At 59.1% G+C, this 14599-nt stretch carries 11 protein-coding genes; 2 read left to right on the top strand and 9 right to left on the bottom strand.

What is annotated here, in order from left to right:
* Positions 1-48: 48 nt before the first annotated feature.
* The 8 genes from MSG32_RS07220 to MSG32_RS07255 form a co-directional block, all read right to left on the bottom strand.
* Positions 49-1554: an aldehyde dehydrogenase gene (locus MSG32_RS07220; RefSeq protein ID WP_043332259.1), complete on the bottom strand. Its 1506-nt coding sequence runs from the start codon at positions 1552-1554 to the stop codon at positions 49-51.
* 38 nt (positions 1555-1592) lie between these two features.
* The gene (locus MSG32_RS07225; protein WP_235506979.1) at positions 1593-2864 is read right to left on the bottom strand and encodes an FAD-binding oxidoreductase; all 1272 of its coding nucleotides are present in this window, start codon (positions 2862-2864) and stop codon (positions 1593-1595) included.
* 82 nt (positions 2865-2946) lie between these two features.
* Positions 2947-3837 carry a dihydrodipicolinate synthase family protein gene (locus tag MSG32_RS07230; RefSeq protein WP_248378986.1) on the bottom strand — a complete coding sequence of 297 codons (891 nt, stop codon included), beginning with the start codon at positions 3835-3837 and terminating at the stop codon, positions 2947-2949.
* A 268-nt stretch (positions 3838-4105) separates the two neighbouring features.
* Complete coding sequence (locus MSG32_RS07235) at positions 4106-5443, bottom strand: MmgE/PrpD family protein (RefSeq protein ID WP_248378987.1); 1338 nt, start codon at positions 5441-5443, stop codon at positions 4106-4108.
* Between the two features lie 298 nt (positions 5444-5741).
* Complete coding sequence (gene proX / locus MSG32_RS07240; protein ID WP_209443776.1) at positions 5742-6767, bottom strand: glycine betaine/L-proline ABC transporter substrate-binding protein ProX; 1026 nt, start codon at positions 6765-6767, stop codon at positions 5742-5744.
* 61 nt (positions 6768-6828) lie between these two features.
* Entirely contained in the window at positions 6829-7782 is a 954-nt protein-coding gene (gene proW / locus MSG32_RS07245) for a glycine betaine/L-proline ABC transporter permease ProW (protein WP_054555896.1), read from the bottom strand.
* 33 nt (positions 7783-7815) lie between these two features.
* Positions 7816-8991: a glycine betaine/L-proline ABC transporter ATP-binding protein gene (locus tag MSG32_RS07250; protein ID WP_248378988.1), complete on the bottom strand. Its 1176-nt coding sequence runs from the start codon at positions 8989-8991 to the stop codon at positions 7816-7818.
* 400 nt (positions 8992-9391) lie between these two features.
* The gene (locus MSG32_RS07255) at positions 9392-10609 is read right to left on the bottom strand and encodes an aromatic ring-hydroxylating dioxygenase subunit alpha (RefSeq protein WP_248378989.1); all 1218 of its coding nucleotides are present in this window, start codon (positions 10607-10609) and stop codon (positions 9392-9394) included.
* 210 nt (positions 10610-10819) lie between these two features.
* On the opposite strand from MSG32_RS07255, the gene MSG32_RS07260 reads away from it, so the two are divergent.
* Both MSG32_RS07260 and MSG32_RS07265 read left to right on the top strand, forming a co-directional pair.
* The gene (locus MSG32_RS07260) at positions 10820-11812 is read left to right on the top strand and encodes a LysR substrate-binding domain-containing protein (RefSeq protein WP_248378990.1); all 993 of its coding nucleotides are present in this window, start codon (positions 10820-10822) and stop codon (positions 11810-11812) included.
* Positions 11813-12287: 475 nt separating this feature from the next.
* Positions 12288-13538: a PAS domain S-box protein gene (locus tag MSG32_RS07265; protein WP_248378991.1), complete on the top strand. Its 1251-nt coding sequence runs from the start codon at positions 12288-12290 to the stop codon at positions 13536-13538.
* A 129-nt stretch (positions 13539-13667) separates the two neighbouring features.
* On the opposite strand, the gene MSG32_RS07270 is transcribed toward MSG32_RS07265, so the two are convergent.
* The gene (locus MSG32_RS07270; protein WP_248378992.1) at positions 13668-14477 is read right to left on the bottom strand and encodes an SDR family NAD(P)-dependent oxidoreductase; all 810 of its coding nucleotides are present in this window, start codon (positions 14475-14477) and stop codon (positions 13668-13670) included.
* Positions 14478-14599 lie beyond the last annotated feature (122 nt).

Here is a 14599-nt window from a genome sequence, read left to right on the forward strand (position 1 = left end):
AAGGATGGCGCTCGAGAGTGATGAGGGATCAGGCGGACAGCGATTGAATCATCCCAGCTGAATCCAGGTGGTCTTCAGCTCACAGTACTGGTCGTGTGCGTAGATCGACTTGTCACGCCCCCCGAACCCCGACTGCTTGTAGCCACCGAATGGTGTCGTGATGTCGCCTTCCGAGAAGCAGTTGACCGAGATGGTGCCGGCGCGGATCGCGGATGACATGCGATAGACGGTGTTCAGATCATTGCTCCACAGTGATGCCGCCAGGCCATAGCAGGTGTCATTGGCAATGGCGATGGCCTCTTGTTCCGTCTCGAAGGGAATGACTGCCAGGACGGGACCAAAGATCTCTTCACTGGCGATAGCGGCATCTGCAGGAACATCATCGAAGATGGTCGGGGCGACGAAATACCCGCCGCTCTGTTCATGCAGGCGCATGCCGCCTGTCGCCACCGTCACTCCGGCTTCCTTGGCCTGGGAGATGTGCGACATCACCTTGTCCATGTGTGCCTGTTCGATGAGCGCGCCCAGCTGGACATCCGGGTCCAGCGGATCACCGGTCTTCCAGTCTCTCTCGAGCTGCAGCAGCATCTCCTCGAGCAGATCATCCTTGAGTGAGTGGTGCACGATGAGGCGCGACCCGGCGGAGCAGTTCTCGCCCATGTTCCAGAAGGCGGCGGCCAACACATTGCTTGCCACTTCCTTGAGGTCCGTGACATCGGGCATGACGACCTGAGGATTCTTGCCACCGCATTCCAGTACGACACGCTTCAGATTGCTGGCAGCGGAGTATTCGAGGAAGCGACGCCCGATCTCGGTGGAGCCCGTGAAGGCGGCAAGATCAATGTCAGGGTGCAGGCCAATGGCCTTGCCGGCGACATGCCCAAGCCCTGGCACCACATTCAGGACACCGGCGGGAATGCCGGCCTGCAAGGCGAGCTCCGCGAGTCGCAGGGTGCTCAATGAGGTCAATTCCGCAGGCTTGAGCACGACGCTATTGCCAGTGATGAGCGCAGGCCCCAGCTTCCAACCCGCCATCATGGCCGGGAAATTCCAGGGCAGCACCGCGCCGACGACGCCGAGGGGCTCGCGGCGAATGGTCGCGACGGTATCACCGGAGGTCGGTGCCACATCATCGTAGAGCTTGTCGACCGCCTCGGCATGCCAACGAATCGTATTGGCGGTATCCGGGATATCGACGGTGTAGCACTCACTGATCGGCTTGCCGGCCTCCAGGGCTTCCAGCACCGCCAGCTCGAGGCAGTTCGCGTCGATCAGATCGGCAAAGCGCTGCATGATGACCTTGCGCTCGGCAGGCGCCAATCCTGACCAGACACCCGCTTCAAAAGCGCGACGTGCCGCCTTGACGGCAAGATCGACATCCTCGCCATTGCACGCGGCAACATGGGTCAGCAGCTCGCCTGTTGCCGGGTTGAGGGTTTCGAACGTCTCGCCGGATTGCGCAGCCACGAAGCGGCCATCGATGAAGGCCAGATGACGATATTCCAGACGCTCGATCTGTTCAGCGATCGTGTCTCGGCTCAGAGTCTCAGACATTGTTGTTGTCCTTGTGTCTTGGGAGAAAAATCGAGTGTTCAGAGTTCACTGCCGGCGTGCCATTCCTTCCAGGCAAGGGTCGACCGCACCCCTAGCCCCAGCAATGGCTCGGGAGGATTGGACGCCGGTTTGGGGATCTGGCGCATGATATCGAGCAGCTCGCTTTCGATACCCACGGCATATTCCGCAATCAGCTTGCCGGAGGTCGTGCCACTGGTGAGCCCCAGCCCGTTCTGACAGACCGCGCTGAACACCCCGGGGGCGATTTCGCCGAAGGGTGTGCCGCCATTGCGCGTCAGGCACAGGGCCCCGCCCCAGGTGTATTCCATGTCCACGCCCGGCAGCATCGGAAAACGACGATCAAATGAGCGCTGATGTGCCAGCTTGACGCGAGCCAGGTGCTGCCGGCCGGCGGTGATATCAGGACGATAGACAAAGGAGTTGCGGATACAGATACGCCCGAAGCCCATACGCCTGACCGTCGTACCCATGGGGTCAGCGGGAATCACTCCCCAGCTCTCTTCGCCACCGAGGCGCTCGAGTTCATCGGGTCGCAGTTGGCGGCTGAGGCTGCCATAGGTGTAGACCGGCAGGATGCTGCCCTTGAACCCCAGCGCCCCGAACTGCGAGGCATAGGCATTGTTGGCCAGTATCAAGCGCGGCGACTGGAGTCGGCCGTGATCGGTAACCAGTACATGCCGTGCCCCCGTCTCGATACTGCGCACCGCAGTGTCCTCATACAGCTGAACGTTCTCGGGCAATGCGGCAGCCAGACCACGTACCAGGGCGGCAGGCTGCACCAGTACCGCGCCCGGGGCATGCAGACCGGCCTGATAGAAACTCGTGCCGGTCACGGCTTTCATCTCTGCCGCATCCAGTGTCCGATAGGGCTCATTCAACCCTGACAGCCCCTTGGCGAAGGCTTCGAGCGCCTTGATGCCGTGCTTTTCCACCGCGCCATGCAACTTGCCCTGTTCACGCCAATCGCAGTCGATGGAATGGCGCTGAACGATGTCCCGGAGATAGTCGATCGCCCCCCGATTGAGCCGGATCTGCTGGAGATCCTTGGTTCTATCACCGGTGTAATCGTGGGAATTCAAATCATGGGGCAGATCGATCATGAAACCGGAATTGCGCCCGGCAGCCCCAAAGCCGACACGACGCGCCTCCACCAGAGCGATGCTGGCATCAGGTTGGAGCTCCGCCAGCCGCCTGGCGGCCGCTAGTCCCGCAAGCCCCGCCCCCAGGATGACCCAGTCAGCCTTGATATCACCTCGCAAGGGCGTGGCAGGCGGAGGGGAAGGCAGCATGTCATACCATCCACATCTCCCATCATCCTGGGGCAGAATATTGCATTTCAGCTGCATGGAAGTGGCTCCCCCTCCGTGGGCATCAGCCGCGATAAGCGACCAACGCCTCGTAATGGCGCGTGAAGGTGGCTTTCTCGTTGTCAGTGAGTTCGCCCAGGGGGGCGCGCGCAGTGCCTACCGGCAGTCCTGCCAGCTCACAGCCGTATTTGATGTACTGACAGAACTTCCCGCCCTGCTCCAGCAGGTTCAGCATCGGCAGAATCCGTGCTGCCAGCTGACGTCCCGCCACGAAGTCCTGGTCGATGACACAGGCCTTGTAGAGCGCGACATGTTCTGCCGCCAGGAAGTTGGAAGCACCGCCCACCCAGCTGCGCGCTCCCCAGACGAAGAACTCCAGCGCCTGGTCATCCATGCCGCAACTGACCTGAATGCGATCATCAAACTCATTGATCAGCGCATGCATGCGCTCGATGGAACCGGTGCTTTCCTTGATGGCCTGGATGTTGGGTCGCTCGCTCAGCGCGTCCAGCAAGGCAAGCGTCATCGGCACACCGGTACGGTCAGGGAAGTTGTAAAGCATGATCGGCATGTCCAGCGCATCATCGACCCGCTGGATATGACGCAGCAGCTCATCTTCCGCCGGCTGACAGTAATAAGGGGCTGCCGCCAGAATCGCATCGAAGCCGACGGACTTGGCGTACAGGCCCAGCTCCAGACTCTCTTCCGTCGTGGTTGCATTGATGCCGGCCATGATGGGGATACGGCCCTTGACCTGCTCCGCCACCAGATCGAAGACCTGCTTGCGCTCTTGCCTGGTCAGCGCGTAATACTCGCCTGTCGTGCCACCGATGATGAGGCCATGCACCTGTTGCTCAATCAGGCTTTCCAGCACGACTTTCAGGGTATCGAATTCGATACGATTATCGTCAGAGAAAGGAGTGACTACCGGAGTCCAGATACCGTCAAAGTTCATGCTTTCACCTTGTCATGATCAAGTTGTTATTGGAGGGATGCTTCATTCACCACATCAGCATATCTGTAGCCTAAACAGACACCGTGAAGTGCGAAAGAAACCTTTTCTCCCGACTAATCATGACCGGATGTTATGAGTCGTCAGTACGCTTCCTTTTTCAGAGAGCGATGTCAGAAAATGAAAAGGCGACATGCGACCTTCCACTGATGCTGAAAGGCCGCATGTCGCCAGGCAAGTTGCCTGTTGTTTTCTATCGCTCGTCATCACATCAGGCGACCAGCACCTGCTCAAGTAGCGCATGACAGTCGACGGAATGCTCCAGACTGTCCACGAGGGTCAGTATGTCGTCACTGCGTGAATCATGCAGAGCGCCGTGGGAGTAACGTCGGAATTTATCTCGCAATTCCTCGGCGGAAAGCGGCATCTGCGGGTCCCCTCTGGCACAGGTTATGTCACTGCTGATCTCTCGCCCGTCCTTGAGGCGGAAATGGACACGCGACAGAATCTCGTCCGGGAATCTGGCGGAAAGATCGGCGGCCTCGACAATCTCGATTCGCTGACACAGCGCCAGAATCTCTTCATCACGCAGCGCCCGTTCATCGAACTCATCCGGGCCTAGCTGACCACGCAGAAGCAATGCCGCCAGGGGATAGGCCAACGCATATTGCGCCTCGTCAGCATTGGTGGGGGCATGCCCCTGCAGCCGCATGGATTCATGAAATGTCTCGACACGGATATGCAGGATAGTGTCGGCACGCAGCGCGACATGCGCCTTCATCAGGTCGCTGGCAGCGGTCAAGGCCGGTTGAGCCCAACGGCAGACGGGCCAGGGCTTGAAATACTGTGCGTCGATCTCCCAACGCGTCCCAAGATCTGACCAACAGGCTGCCACCCTGTCATCCTCGACGGTTTCGGCCGGCGCTCCCGTGATGCCCGCCTGCGCCAACAGCAACGCGTTCACGCCACTGAAGGCACCAGCGCCGTGTGCATCTCGCAGCATGCTGGGGTGATCGATCAGCCGCATCATGGGACAGCGTGGCCCGAAGTACTCTGCAATTCCCAATGCATGGCGGAAGGTCTGCTCGTCCAGCCCAAGCAAGCGCGCCCCCGCACAGACGACCCCGAGCCCCGAAAAGGCTCCCGAGGCATGGTATTCAGGTGCCGTCGCCATCAGTGCCACTCCCGCGCGCAGGGCCGTTTCATAACCGACGCACAGGGCACTGAGAAACTCCTCGCCACTGATCGTCCTCCCCTGCTCACGATACGCATCCACCAGCGCCAACAAGGCAGGCACCACAGTGGCGCCCGCATGTCCCTTGGAGGTGAAGTGCCCCTCGTGAGCATCGAGACTATCGACACAGAAACCGCCGGCCCATGCGGCCCCCAGCGGATGTGTCGCCTGACCATTGAACAATGTCCGACTGGCAAGCCGGGACGCCGGATGATGTTCCAGGGCGTAACGTCTGGCTGCCTGGCAGGCAGGCGTTTCACGCGCCGCCGCTGCCACCCCCAGAATATCGATCAGGCTCGCCTTGACGATGTGCTGTGTAGCGGTGGGGAGTGAGCGAAAATGCGTATCTCGCTGAAAGGCATAAAGTGAGGACAAGGCATTACCCTCCACGTGTCATAGAAGATCAGGGCGCCGCGCGCGCAGGACCCTCATGCAAACCTCAGACGCCCCGGCAACGATCACCGAGGCGTCCGAGAGAGCATGAGGAAAACTCGAGGGTGACTTGATGGGCGACTTGATGGGCGACGTGAGGCGCAACTTGCCAGTCTGCCGTGGTCTACCCCTAGGGCTTGCGGCAACGCGATGCCTCTGAATAAGCTCCCGCTGAAGCCCTGAAAAAATTTCCCGCTGGCGCCCTGAGAAAGGCGCCGGCAAGACCGGCGCCCGCAAGGCGTTACTCGGCGACCGCGCGAGCCTGGGCAAGCCACGCATCGAATTGCTCACGATGCTCTTGCACCCATTGCTGGGCATGACGGCGAATATCTTCCTTGCTGCTCTCACCATTCTGCATCTTGAGGTTTTGCGCGGCTTCATCATTCGGGCTCATCGAGAGATGAGAAAGGAACTCTCGAGCGGCCGGATTTTCCTCGGCAAACTCCTTGTTCATGACCGCTTTGATGGTATCCACCGCAAAGCCGAGATTCTTGCCTTCATACTGGGTATTCACATCATTGTTGCCATCGGGCAGGTCCGTGTGCGGGACTTCGAGCCAGACCACATCCTCTCCCGGCACCAGTTCAGCCGTGATCCATTGCGGCACCCAGGTGAAATAGAAGATCGGCTCACCCTGCTGGTAACGCGTGATGGTGTCAGCCATGAGCGCAAAGTAGGAACCGCGGTTCTGTGTCACCGTATCCTCCAGACCATATGCCTCGAGCTGGTGATCGATGATCACCTCACATCCCCACCCGGGGTTGCAGCCCGTCATGTCGGCCTTGCCATCCTCGTTGGTATCGAACAACGCAGCGATGCTGGGGTCCTTGAGGTCCTCAAGCGATGTGATGTCGTACTTGTCAGCCGTCTTCTTGTCGATCAGATACCCCTGGATGACGCCTTCCATCACGCTGCCCGCCTTGACCATGGTGTCATCGCCACCGGCGCGGTCATAGAAACTGGCATGCAGGTTATCCCACAGGTGCACGGTGAAATCGGCATCCCCGTAGGACAATGCCATCATCATGGTCGGGTAGTCCGTCTCCTTGGGCTGCTCGACCTCATAGCCCAGCTCCTCGAGCCCCAGGACGGCGACCTGCCCCCGGAAATGCTCTTCGGAAATCGTCGGAAATATCGGCGTGACCGTCACGCCCTCTCCGGGCTTGTCACCAGCCGCATGGGCCATAGACGCTGTGAACAGCGCCAGGGAAGACGCGGCCAGAGTGCGGGACAGCAGCTGCCGGCGAGAATGAGCGAAAGGCATCATGAGAGTATTCCTGTTGTTGTTGATGATCTGACGACTTCATGGTTCAAGCAAATGATGAAACTCAGGGATGGGTGCGTGCTTGCCATTTCCCCATGCCAATCACCCCCAGGCAGATGCCCAGCGGCCCCTTCTGGAACCAGCGACGGTGATCTCCCGCGACGGCACTGCGCTCTCCCATCGCCTGCGTCAGGCGGTCAAGGAAGATGGCCAGCAATACCAGTCCCATGCCCCCGACGGTGGCGAGCCCCATATCAAGACGCCCGATACCGCGAAGCACCATCTGCCCCAGCCCTCCCACTGAAATCATGGAGGCGATCACGACCATCGACAGGGAAAGCATCAATGTCTGGTTGAGGCCGGCCATGATGGTGGGCGTCGCCAAGGGCAACTGCACTCTGCGCAGCATCTGGCCGGGCGTGCAGCCAAAGGCACGCGCCGCCTCGATCTTGTCGCCAGGAACCTGACGAATCCCGAGATTGGTCAAACGCACCAGCGGCGGTAAGGCGAAGATGATGGTGACCAGCACGCCGGGCACGTTACCGATCCCGAACAACATCACGACTGGCACCAGATAGACGAAGGCCGGCAACGTCTGCATCGCATCCAGTATCGGTCTGGCAATCTTCTCCAGGCGGTCATGGCGCGCGCAGAGAATGCCCAGCGGCAGGCCGAACACGGCGCAGAAGAACACGGCCGTGAGTACCAGAGACAGGGTGGTCATGGACTCGGACCAGACACCGATCAGCCCCAGCAGGATCAAGGTGAATGCACAGAAGAGCCCCATGCGTCGCCCTGCGACCTGCCACCCGAGCAAGGCGCCGAGCAATATACCGATCGTCGGCGGCACCGCCTGAAGCAGCCCCTCGATACCGTTGAGCACCTGATCGATAGGCCAGCGCACGGCACGAAAGACGCCGCGGAAATTGCTGACGAGATAGTTCAAGCAATCTTCTACCCACTCGCCCAGCGGAATATGCAGTACCTGGAAAGGATCCAGAATCGTCCACTCAGACATGAGTCTGCCCTCCTTGTCGCATTGTGATGAGGATTAATGTCGGCTCAGTGATTGCAGCAGTGATTGCCTGCTGATCGTGCCATTCAAGGTGCCATCGGCATTGAGTACGGGCAGTGGATAGGGCAACGACGCGGAGAGCCCCAGCAACTCATGAAGCGGAGTATCAAAGGCGATGGTCTCGACATCACTGGGCAACAACGTGAGCGCCTTGCCGCTTCCATCGGGGCGACTATTGTCGATGATTCCCATGAATTGCTGCTGATCATCCATCATGTAGGCATAGGGGATGGAAGGCGGTGTCTGCGTGGGTGTCTGCGTGGGCGTCTGCTGATGGTGAACCACGATATCGGCATCAAGACGCGCAACATCACCGGCTCTCAACACCTTGGAGGAGTCCACGCTCTTGAAGAAGGATTCCACATAGGGAGTCGCGGGATTGTTGAGAATTTCCTGTGGTGTTCCAATCTGGACGACACAGCCACCTTCCATGATGGCGATACGGTCGCCGATGCGGATGGCCTCATCCAGGTCATGTGAGATGAAGATGATGGTGCGCTGCTGCTCCTTCTGGAGACGCAGCAATTCATCCTGCATTTCCGTCCGGATCAAGGGATCAAGCGCCGAGAAGGCTTCATCCATCAGCAATATGGTAGGGTCATTGGTCAGCGCTCTGGCCAACCCGACACGCTGCTGCATACCCCCGGACAGCTGATGCGGATAGCTGTATTCATGCCCCGCCAGCCCCACCTGGGACAGCGCCTCACGTGCACGCGCACAGCGTTCCTCTTCGACGACTCCCGATACCTCCAGCCCGAAGGCGGCGTTGTCCAGCACTGTCATGTGCGGCATCAGGGCAAAGGACTGGAACACCATGCTCATGTCCTTGCGACGCACATCCAGCAGCCCCTTGTCCGTCAGGCCGGTGATTTCCTTCCCCTTGAGGAAGATGCTGCCGGACGTCGGCTCTATCAGGCGATTGAAGAGGCGCACCATCGTCGACTTGCCAGACCCTGACAGACCCATGATGACGAAGATCTCGCCTCGCTTGACCGAGAAGGTGGCATCGAAGACACCGATGACCTGCCCCGTCTCCTGAAAGACATCCTCCTTGGTCTTGCCCTCTTCCAGCATCTTGATGGCAGCATCAGGCTGCTGACCGAAGACTTTGTAGACATTCTTTACGGAGAGTATTTCGTCGTCAGCATTCATTACCCACCTCTTATTGTAATTAATGATGGCTGACCCCTTCGCAGGTAATCGTGAAGGTGTCATGACATACCATTCACGTTATCCCTCGCCTCCACTAGCGTCCAACAACATTTAGGCGCAGGAATCGATGACCCATGGTTATCATTGTGTCAGGCAGTGAAATTCGCTATGAAAACAGAAAATCGTCCTGGAAAAAGAAAAGCCTCTCCCGAACAATGCGGAGAGGCTACGATGGATTACTGGCAATATTGAGGCAATGTAACAGAGAGACAATGCCCCAGAAGGCAATGTCAAAGAAATACATTGCCACAGGAAGACGATGCAATCGGCAACGATGACATCAGCCATCCACGCCTATGCATGTGCTACCCGATATGACGGTCAATGTCTCACGACGGCGTCATGATTCGCCCTTGAGCCGGCGCTGCATCGTTTCGCAATACCAATCGTCAAACTGACACACGCCATTCTCGGCCAGCTCTGAATAAGGACCAGGCTCATAGGCGGGAGATGAAACACCGGCCTGGGTCCCTTCCACCAGCTGGCGATCCTGATCATTGGTGGCCAGCCAGACTCGCGTCAGATGCTCCAGGTCATAGTCGATACCTTCCTGTGCCCCCTTGGGCACCAGCCACTTGGTCGTGACCAGGGTTTCCTGGGGGCCCAACGGGAGTATCCGGAAGCTGAGTGCATGGTCCCCCAGGAAATGATTCCAGGTATTGGGGTAGTGGAAATAAAGCAGCGCGCCAATATTGTCCACACCGCTTTCATCGAGGCGTGAAGACAAGGCTGGCTTGCCGTCCATGGTATAGCTGGAGGCATTGGCAGACAGCGGGATACGTGTCATGCGAAACTGTCCGGCGGCATCCATCGCCATACGACTTGGCAAGCCGGCGGATTCACATTTATCCCAGAACGCCTCCAGTTGCGGGTCTTCAGTACCCCTGACGCCTGCCACCGAGAGGTTCTCCACAAACGAGTTCAACAGCTCCGGGTGTGATCCATCACAGTGGTAGCACTCACGATTGTTCTCGAACACCAGCTTCCAGTTGCCTTTCTCGATCAGATTGGACTCATGCGCTACCCGGCACTCAGACAGATGATGCGGCGCCACGAAAGGTGTCATGGCGTCACGGAAGGGAGCAAAATCGGGAGCACTTTCAGCGACACAGACAAAGATGTAGCTCTCTACCGTCTCGCAATGTGCCGGCAACAGCCCATGATCGCGGGTATCGAAGTCCGGCCCCATATTGCCGGCGAACAATAACTTCCCGTCGAGATCGAACGTCCATTTGTGATACGGGCACACCAGCTTGGCTGCCTTGCCGCTGTCTTGATGGCAGACCTTGGAGCCACGGTGACGGCAGGCGTTGTGGAAAGCGCGCAGCTCGCCATCCGCCCCTCGTACCACCACGATCGGATAATCTCCTACCTGCAGCGTCAGATACTGGCCGGCCTTTTCCAGCTCAAAGGAGTGGCCTGCAAAGATCCACTCCTTGTGCCAGAGATGAGCAAGATCATCCCGGTAGACATCAGCGTCACTATAGAGCTCACTCGGGAGTGCATGGCGCGCTTTACGTTGCTGAACGAAGTCGAGTGTCTGAGCCTTGTGAGTCACCGGTTGTCTCCTGCTAGTGTCTTGTTGTTGGTCGTGCCTTGTGGGGCGCCTGGCATGGTGCCACACGGCTGCCAGCTTTCGATTGTCGCCGGCAGTCTCACTCGGGTAATCTGACAGAACCTGCTCAATTCCCCTTTCGAACTCGAGTCTAGGCGCGCAAGTCCCTATGCGATATTGACTTTTTCTCTGGACAACTGATGACCTCCCGTTATGACAAAGCACACCGACCCTGATCAGATGCTACTCAAGATGCCCTCCCTGCGGGCGGTGAGATCGTTCGTGGCGGCAGCGCGCTATCAGAATTTCACGCGCGCGGCAGAAGCGCTGTGTGTGACGCAGGCGGCCATCAGTCGGCAGATACGGGAGCTCGAGAGTTATCTGGGGACACCACTCTTCAGGCGGGTTGGCCGATCGGTGGAACTGACGAATTCAGGGTCCATCTTCTTTGACGCGGCCCAGCTGTCCTTCATCAATATTGCGCAGGCAGCAGAACGTATCCGCAAGGACCCAGCCGCCAACCGCAGCACGCTGACACTGTGCTGCTCGCCGGCATTCTCGGCACTGTGGTTATCGCATCGCTTACCGGATTTCTTCAATCAGCATCCGGATATCGAACTCAACCTGGTCATGACGCAGAACTTCCTCAGCATGGAGCCAGGCGTCTACCCCGATATCTTCATTACCAAGTTGTCGAAAATAAGAGAGGGTTATCTCTCCACCCCCTTGTTTCATGATGTGATTTATCCCGTATGTACGCCGAGCTATCTTGAAGCCCATCCTGAGATTCAATCGCTACACGGGTTGCGCGATGGAAAACTGCTGAACCTGAGCCCTTACGGGCGCTCTCAGGTCGCTGAGCATGTCGATTGGAGTGTCTGGTTATCCATTCACAATATCGATATTGAAGATCGCGCCATTGATAGCCAGCAGTATTTCAATTCCAACGACTACAACATGCTGGTGCAAATGGTACTGGACGACCAGGGAATCGCTTTGGGCTGGCATCACCTTGTCGGGCCGCTGGTCGAAAAGGGGCGATTGGTCAAACCCGTTGCCCAGAATGTCGTGCTTGAAGAGACTCGTCACTACCTCGCCTATCGTGAAGACAAGCGCGACGATGAAGCACTCAACCTCTTTCTCGAATGGTTCTATCTCGAAAGTGGCACCCACGCTTCCCAGGCCGTCAAGCACACGGTTTCGTGAAGGGGGGGGGCGATACCGCGGCGACGTGACTCTCAGGCAAGCGTTACCTTTGCATCAGGTGGCTTCCCTCGCTTTCCTCAATCGCTCTCCTCAATCGTCCTTCTCTCTTGCCCCTCGCACTCGACCATTCCTCTCGATTATCTCTACCGGTCATCCCTCTCCGTCATTCCTTCCAACCATTCCTTCCCGCTATCTCTTCTGACCACGCTCTGCCTCATCGCATCCGTCTCATTGCCGCCGCCTCATTACAGCCGCCCCCCTCATTACAGCCGCTCCGCCCGAGCAATCGTGCGGGGCAAGCGTATTGATGAGAACCCTGATACCCACATCATCAGGAATTTGATACTAAAGATCGACGCAGCAGTGTCGATAGAGGACTCAACAGTAAATAAACATTACTTCAGCACAATCGCATCAAGGATGTCCGCAGTCGATGACGGATTGATGCCTCCCCTCTCTTGCCAGGAACTCTCCCATGCTGCTCGATCGTGCCCAGGCCCTGCGCCGTGCGCTGGAAGACCACACTGCCTGCATCTTCTTTCGCCCGGATGGCAGCATTCTTGGCGCAAGCGACGCCTTTCTGTCAGCGACGGGCTATCGCCGTGATCAGGTCGTGGGGCAGCATCACCGCATGTTCTGCTCGAGCGAGGTTCATCAGGCCCCTGACTATCAACACTTCTGGCAACAGCTGGCCGCCGGCCATTCACGCGGTGGCACCTTCGAGCGACGCGATGCCAGAGGCGCGACCTTGTGGTTGGAGGCGACCTACCTGCCGGTCATGACTCGCCGCGGACGTGTGCGCTACATCATCAAGATTGCCCGCGATGTCAGTGAGCGTCACGAGAGCGCCAGCAGTCAGGACGCCATTCTCACCGCGCTCAACACCTCGATGGCAGTGATCGAATTCGCGCCGGATGGCACCGTACTCAAGACCAACGACAACTTCCTCAAGGTGATGGGGTATCAGGCCCATGACGTCATCGGGCAGCATCATCGTCGCTTCTGCGCTGACAGCTTCTATGAGGAAAACCCCGACTTCTGGCGCGAGTTGGCCAACAACAGCTTCAAACAGGGGCGTTTTGCGCGCGTCACGGCCAATGGCAGCCCGATCTGGCTGGAAGCGACCTACAACCCGGTGCTCGATGCCCGCGGCAAGGTGGTGCGCGTCATCAAGTTCGCCAGCGATATCACCGCCGAGATGCAGCAGCATCAGGCCACGCGAGACGCCGTCACTGCCGCGCGCACCAGCGCCCAGCAGACGGAGACCATCGCCGCTGACGGGCTGACACAACTGGCGGCCGCCGTGGAGGATGTCGCCCGTGCCGGCACGGAAGTCGCGACGGCGCGGCAGGTCATCGAGGCGCTCAATCATCATGTGAGAAGCATCAACCAGATGGCCGAAAGCATTTCCCACATTGCGCAGCAGACCAACCTGCTGGCCTTGAACGCGGCGGTCGAAGCCGCCCGCGCGGGGGATCATGGCAGAGGCTTTGCGGTGGTGGCCCACGAGGTTCGGCGTCTGTCACAGGCCACTACGCAATCCGCCGAGCAGATCAGCAAGGTATTGCGCGACAACACGGCCTTGATCCGCCAGGCGGGCGAGCGCATGAACACCGTCGTCATCCACAGTGAAGCCGGCCAGCAGAGCGTCGATCAGACCCAGGCGGTCATCGCCGAGATCCTGGCCGGTGCCCGGCAGGTCAGCGCCGCGATCGATCGCCTCTGAGGCTAGCCTGCGCTATCCATCCGCCAGCCGTTGCATGCCCTTGCATACGACGACGCCCCGCCCACGCTGAGAGGTCATCAGCATGAGCGGGGCGTCATATTGCAGCGTGACAGCGGTTCCCGGCGCGCTTCAGCCAGCCAGAGAGCCGAGCGTCTTCTCCATCGTCGCGACCACTTCACGGCACAGCGCATCATCGAGTGCGTCGGCGTGCGGCGGTGCGAATCGCTGGGCGTCGTTGTCGAAGTACTGACCATTGGCGCCGGCGAATTCCTCATCCAGTGCCGCACGCACCAGGATATCGGCACCGATGCCCAGGTCCTTGCCCGGCACGCCGAAGCCTTCCTTGACCATCTTGCTGGCCAGCAGAGAGCCCGGGTTGACCGCGATCAGGATCGGCCCCTGGCCTTCCCAGTCCTGGGCAAGCATGCGGGTCCACATGGTGATCGCGAGCTTGCTCTGGGCATAGGCCGCGTAGTGGTCGTTGAACGCGACCTCTCCGGTCAGGGCCTTCAGGTCCACGGAGGATTGAGCCGCCGAGGACAGGTTGACGACCCGCCCGACCGGACGCAGTGCCGAAGCCAGTTTCTGGGTGAGCAGATAAGGGGCAAGGGTATTGACCACGAAGCGCAGGTCGAGACCGTCAGCCGTCACGACGCTGGGGGCCTGGAAGACACCGGCATTGTTGATCAGGACATCCAGACTGGCGTTGGCCGCCAGCACTTCGCTTGCCAGTGAATCGATGGCGGCCAGGTCGGACAGGTCGGCCACGAAACCGGCGACACGCTCAGCCCCTGCCAGCGCCGCAAGTTCGGCGACGACGCCATTGACCTTCTGCTCGCTGCGCCCGTGGATCAGCACGCGATGGCCGCGCTCCAGCAGAGCCTTGGCCGTGACCAGGCCGATGCCATCGGTAGAACCGGTGATGAGGATGGTTTTCATGCGCTCTCTCCTTGAAATGTCACACGACGCTTGAGACGCGAACGACAGGGTGTGCCGTATGGCCACACCCTGTCGTTCATCTGTGCCAGCGCAGTGTCAAAATGCTGCCGCCTGGATGGCTG

This window comes from Cobetia sp. 1CM21F, assembly GCF_023161745.1.
GTDB classification, from domain to species: Bacteria; Pseudomonadota; Gammaproteobacteria; order Pseudomonadales; family Halomonadaceae; genus Cobetia; species Cobetia amphilecti.

What these genes read in the sequence shown, in the direction of transcription:
- MSG32_RS07220 (WP_043332259.1), bottom strand. Translation starts at nt 1,554, where the DNA reads ATGTCTGAGACTCTGAGCCGAGACACGATCGCTGAACAGATCGAGCGT.
- MSG32_RS07270 (WP_248378992.1), bottom strand. Translation starts at nt 14,477, where the DNA reads ATGAAAACCATCCTCATCACCGGTTCTACCGATGGCATCGGCCTGGTC.
- MSG32_RS07225 (WP_235506979.1), bottom strand. Translation starts at nt 2,864, where the DNA reads ATGCTGCCTTCCCCTCCGCCTGCCACGCCCTTGCGAGGTGATATCAAG.
- MSG32_RS07230 (WP_248378986.1), bottom strand. Translation starts at nt 3,837, where the DNA reads ATGAACTTTGACGGTATCTGGACTCCGGTAGTCACTCCTTTCTCTGAC.
- proW (WP_054555896.1), bottom strand. Translation starts at nt 7,782, where the DNA reads ATGTCTGAGTGGACGATTCTGGATCCTTTCCAGGTACTGCATATTCCG.
- MSG32_RS07265 (WP_248378991.1), top strand. Translation starts at nt 12,288, where the DNA reads ATGCTGCTCGATCGTGCCCAGGCCCTGCGCCGTGCGCTGGAAGACCAC.
- proX (WP_209443776.1), bottom strand. Translation starts at nt 6,767, where the DNA reads ATGATGCCTTTCGCTCATTCTCGCCGGCAGCTGCTGTCCCGCACTCTG.
- MSG32_RS07260 (WP_248378990.1), top strand. Translation starts at nt 10,820, where the DNA reads ATGACAAAGCACACCGACCCTGATCAGATGCTACTCAAGATGCCCTCC.
- MSG32_RS07250 (WP_248378988.1), bottom strand. Translation starts at nt 8,991, where the DNA reads ATGAATGCTGACGACGAAATACTCTCCGTAAAGAATGTCTACAAAGTC.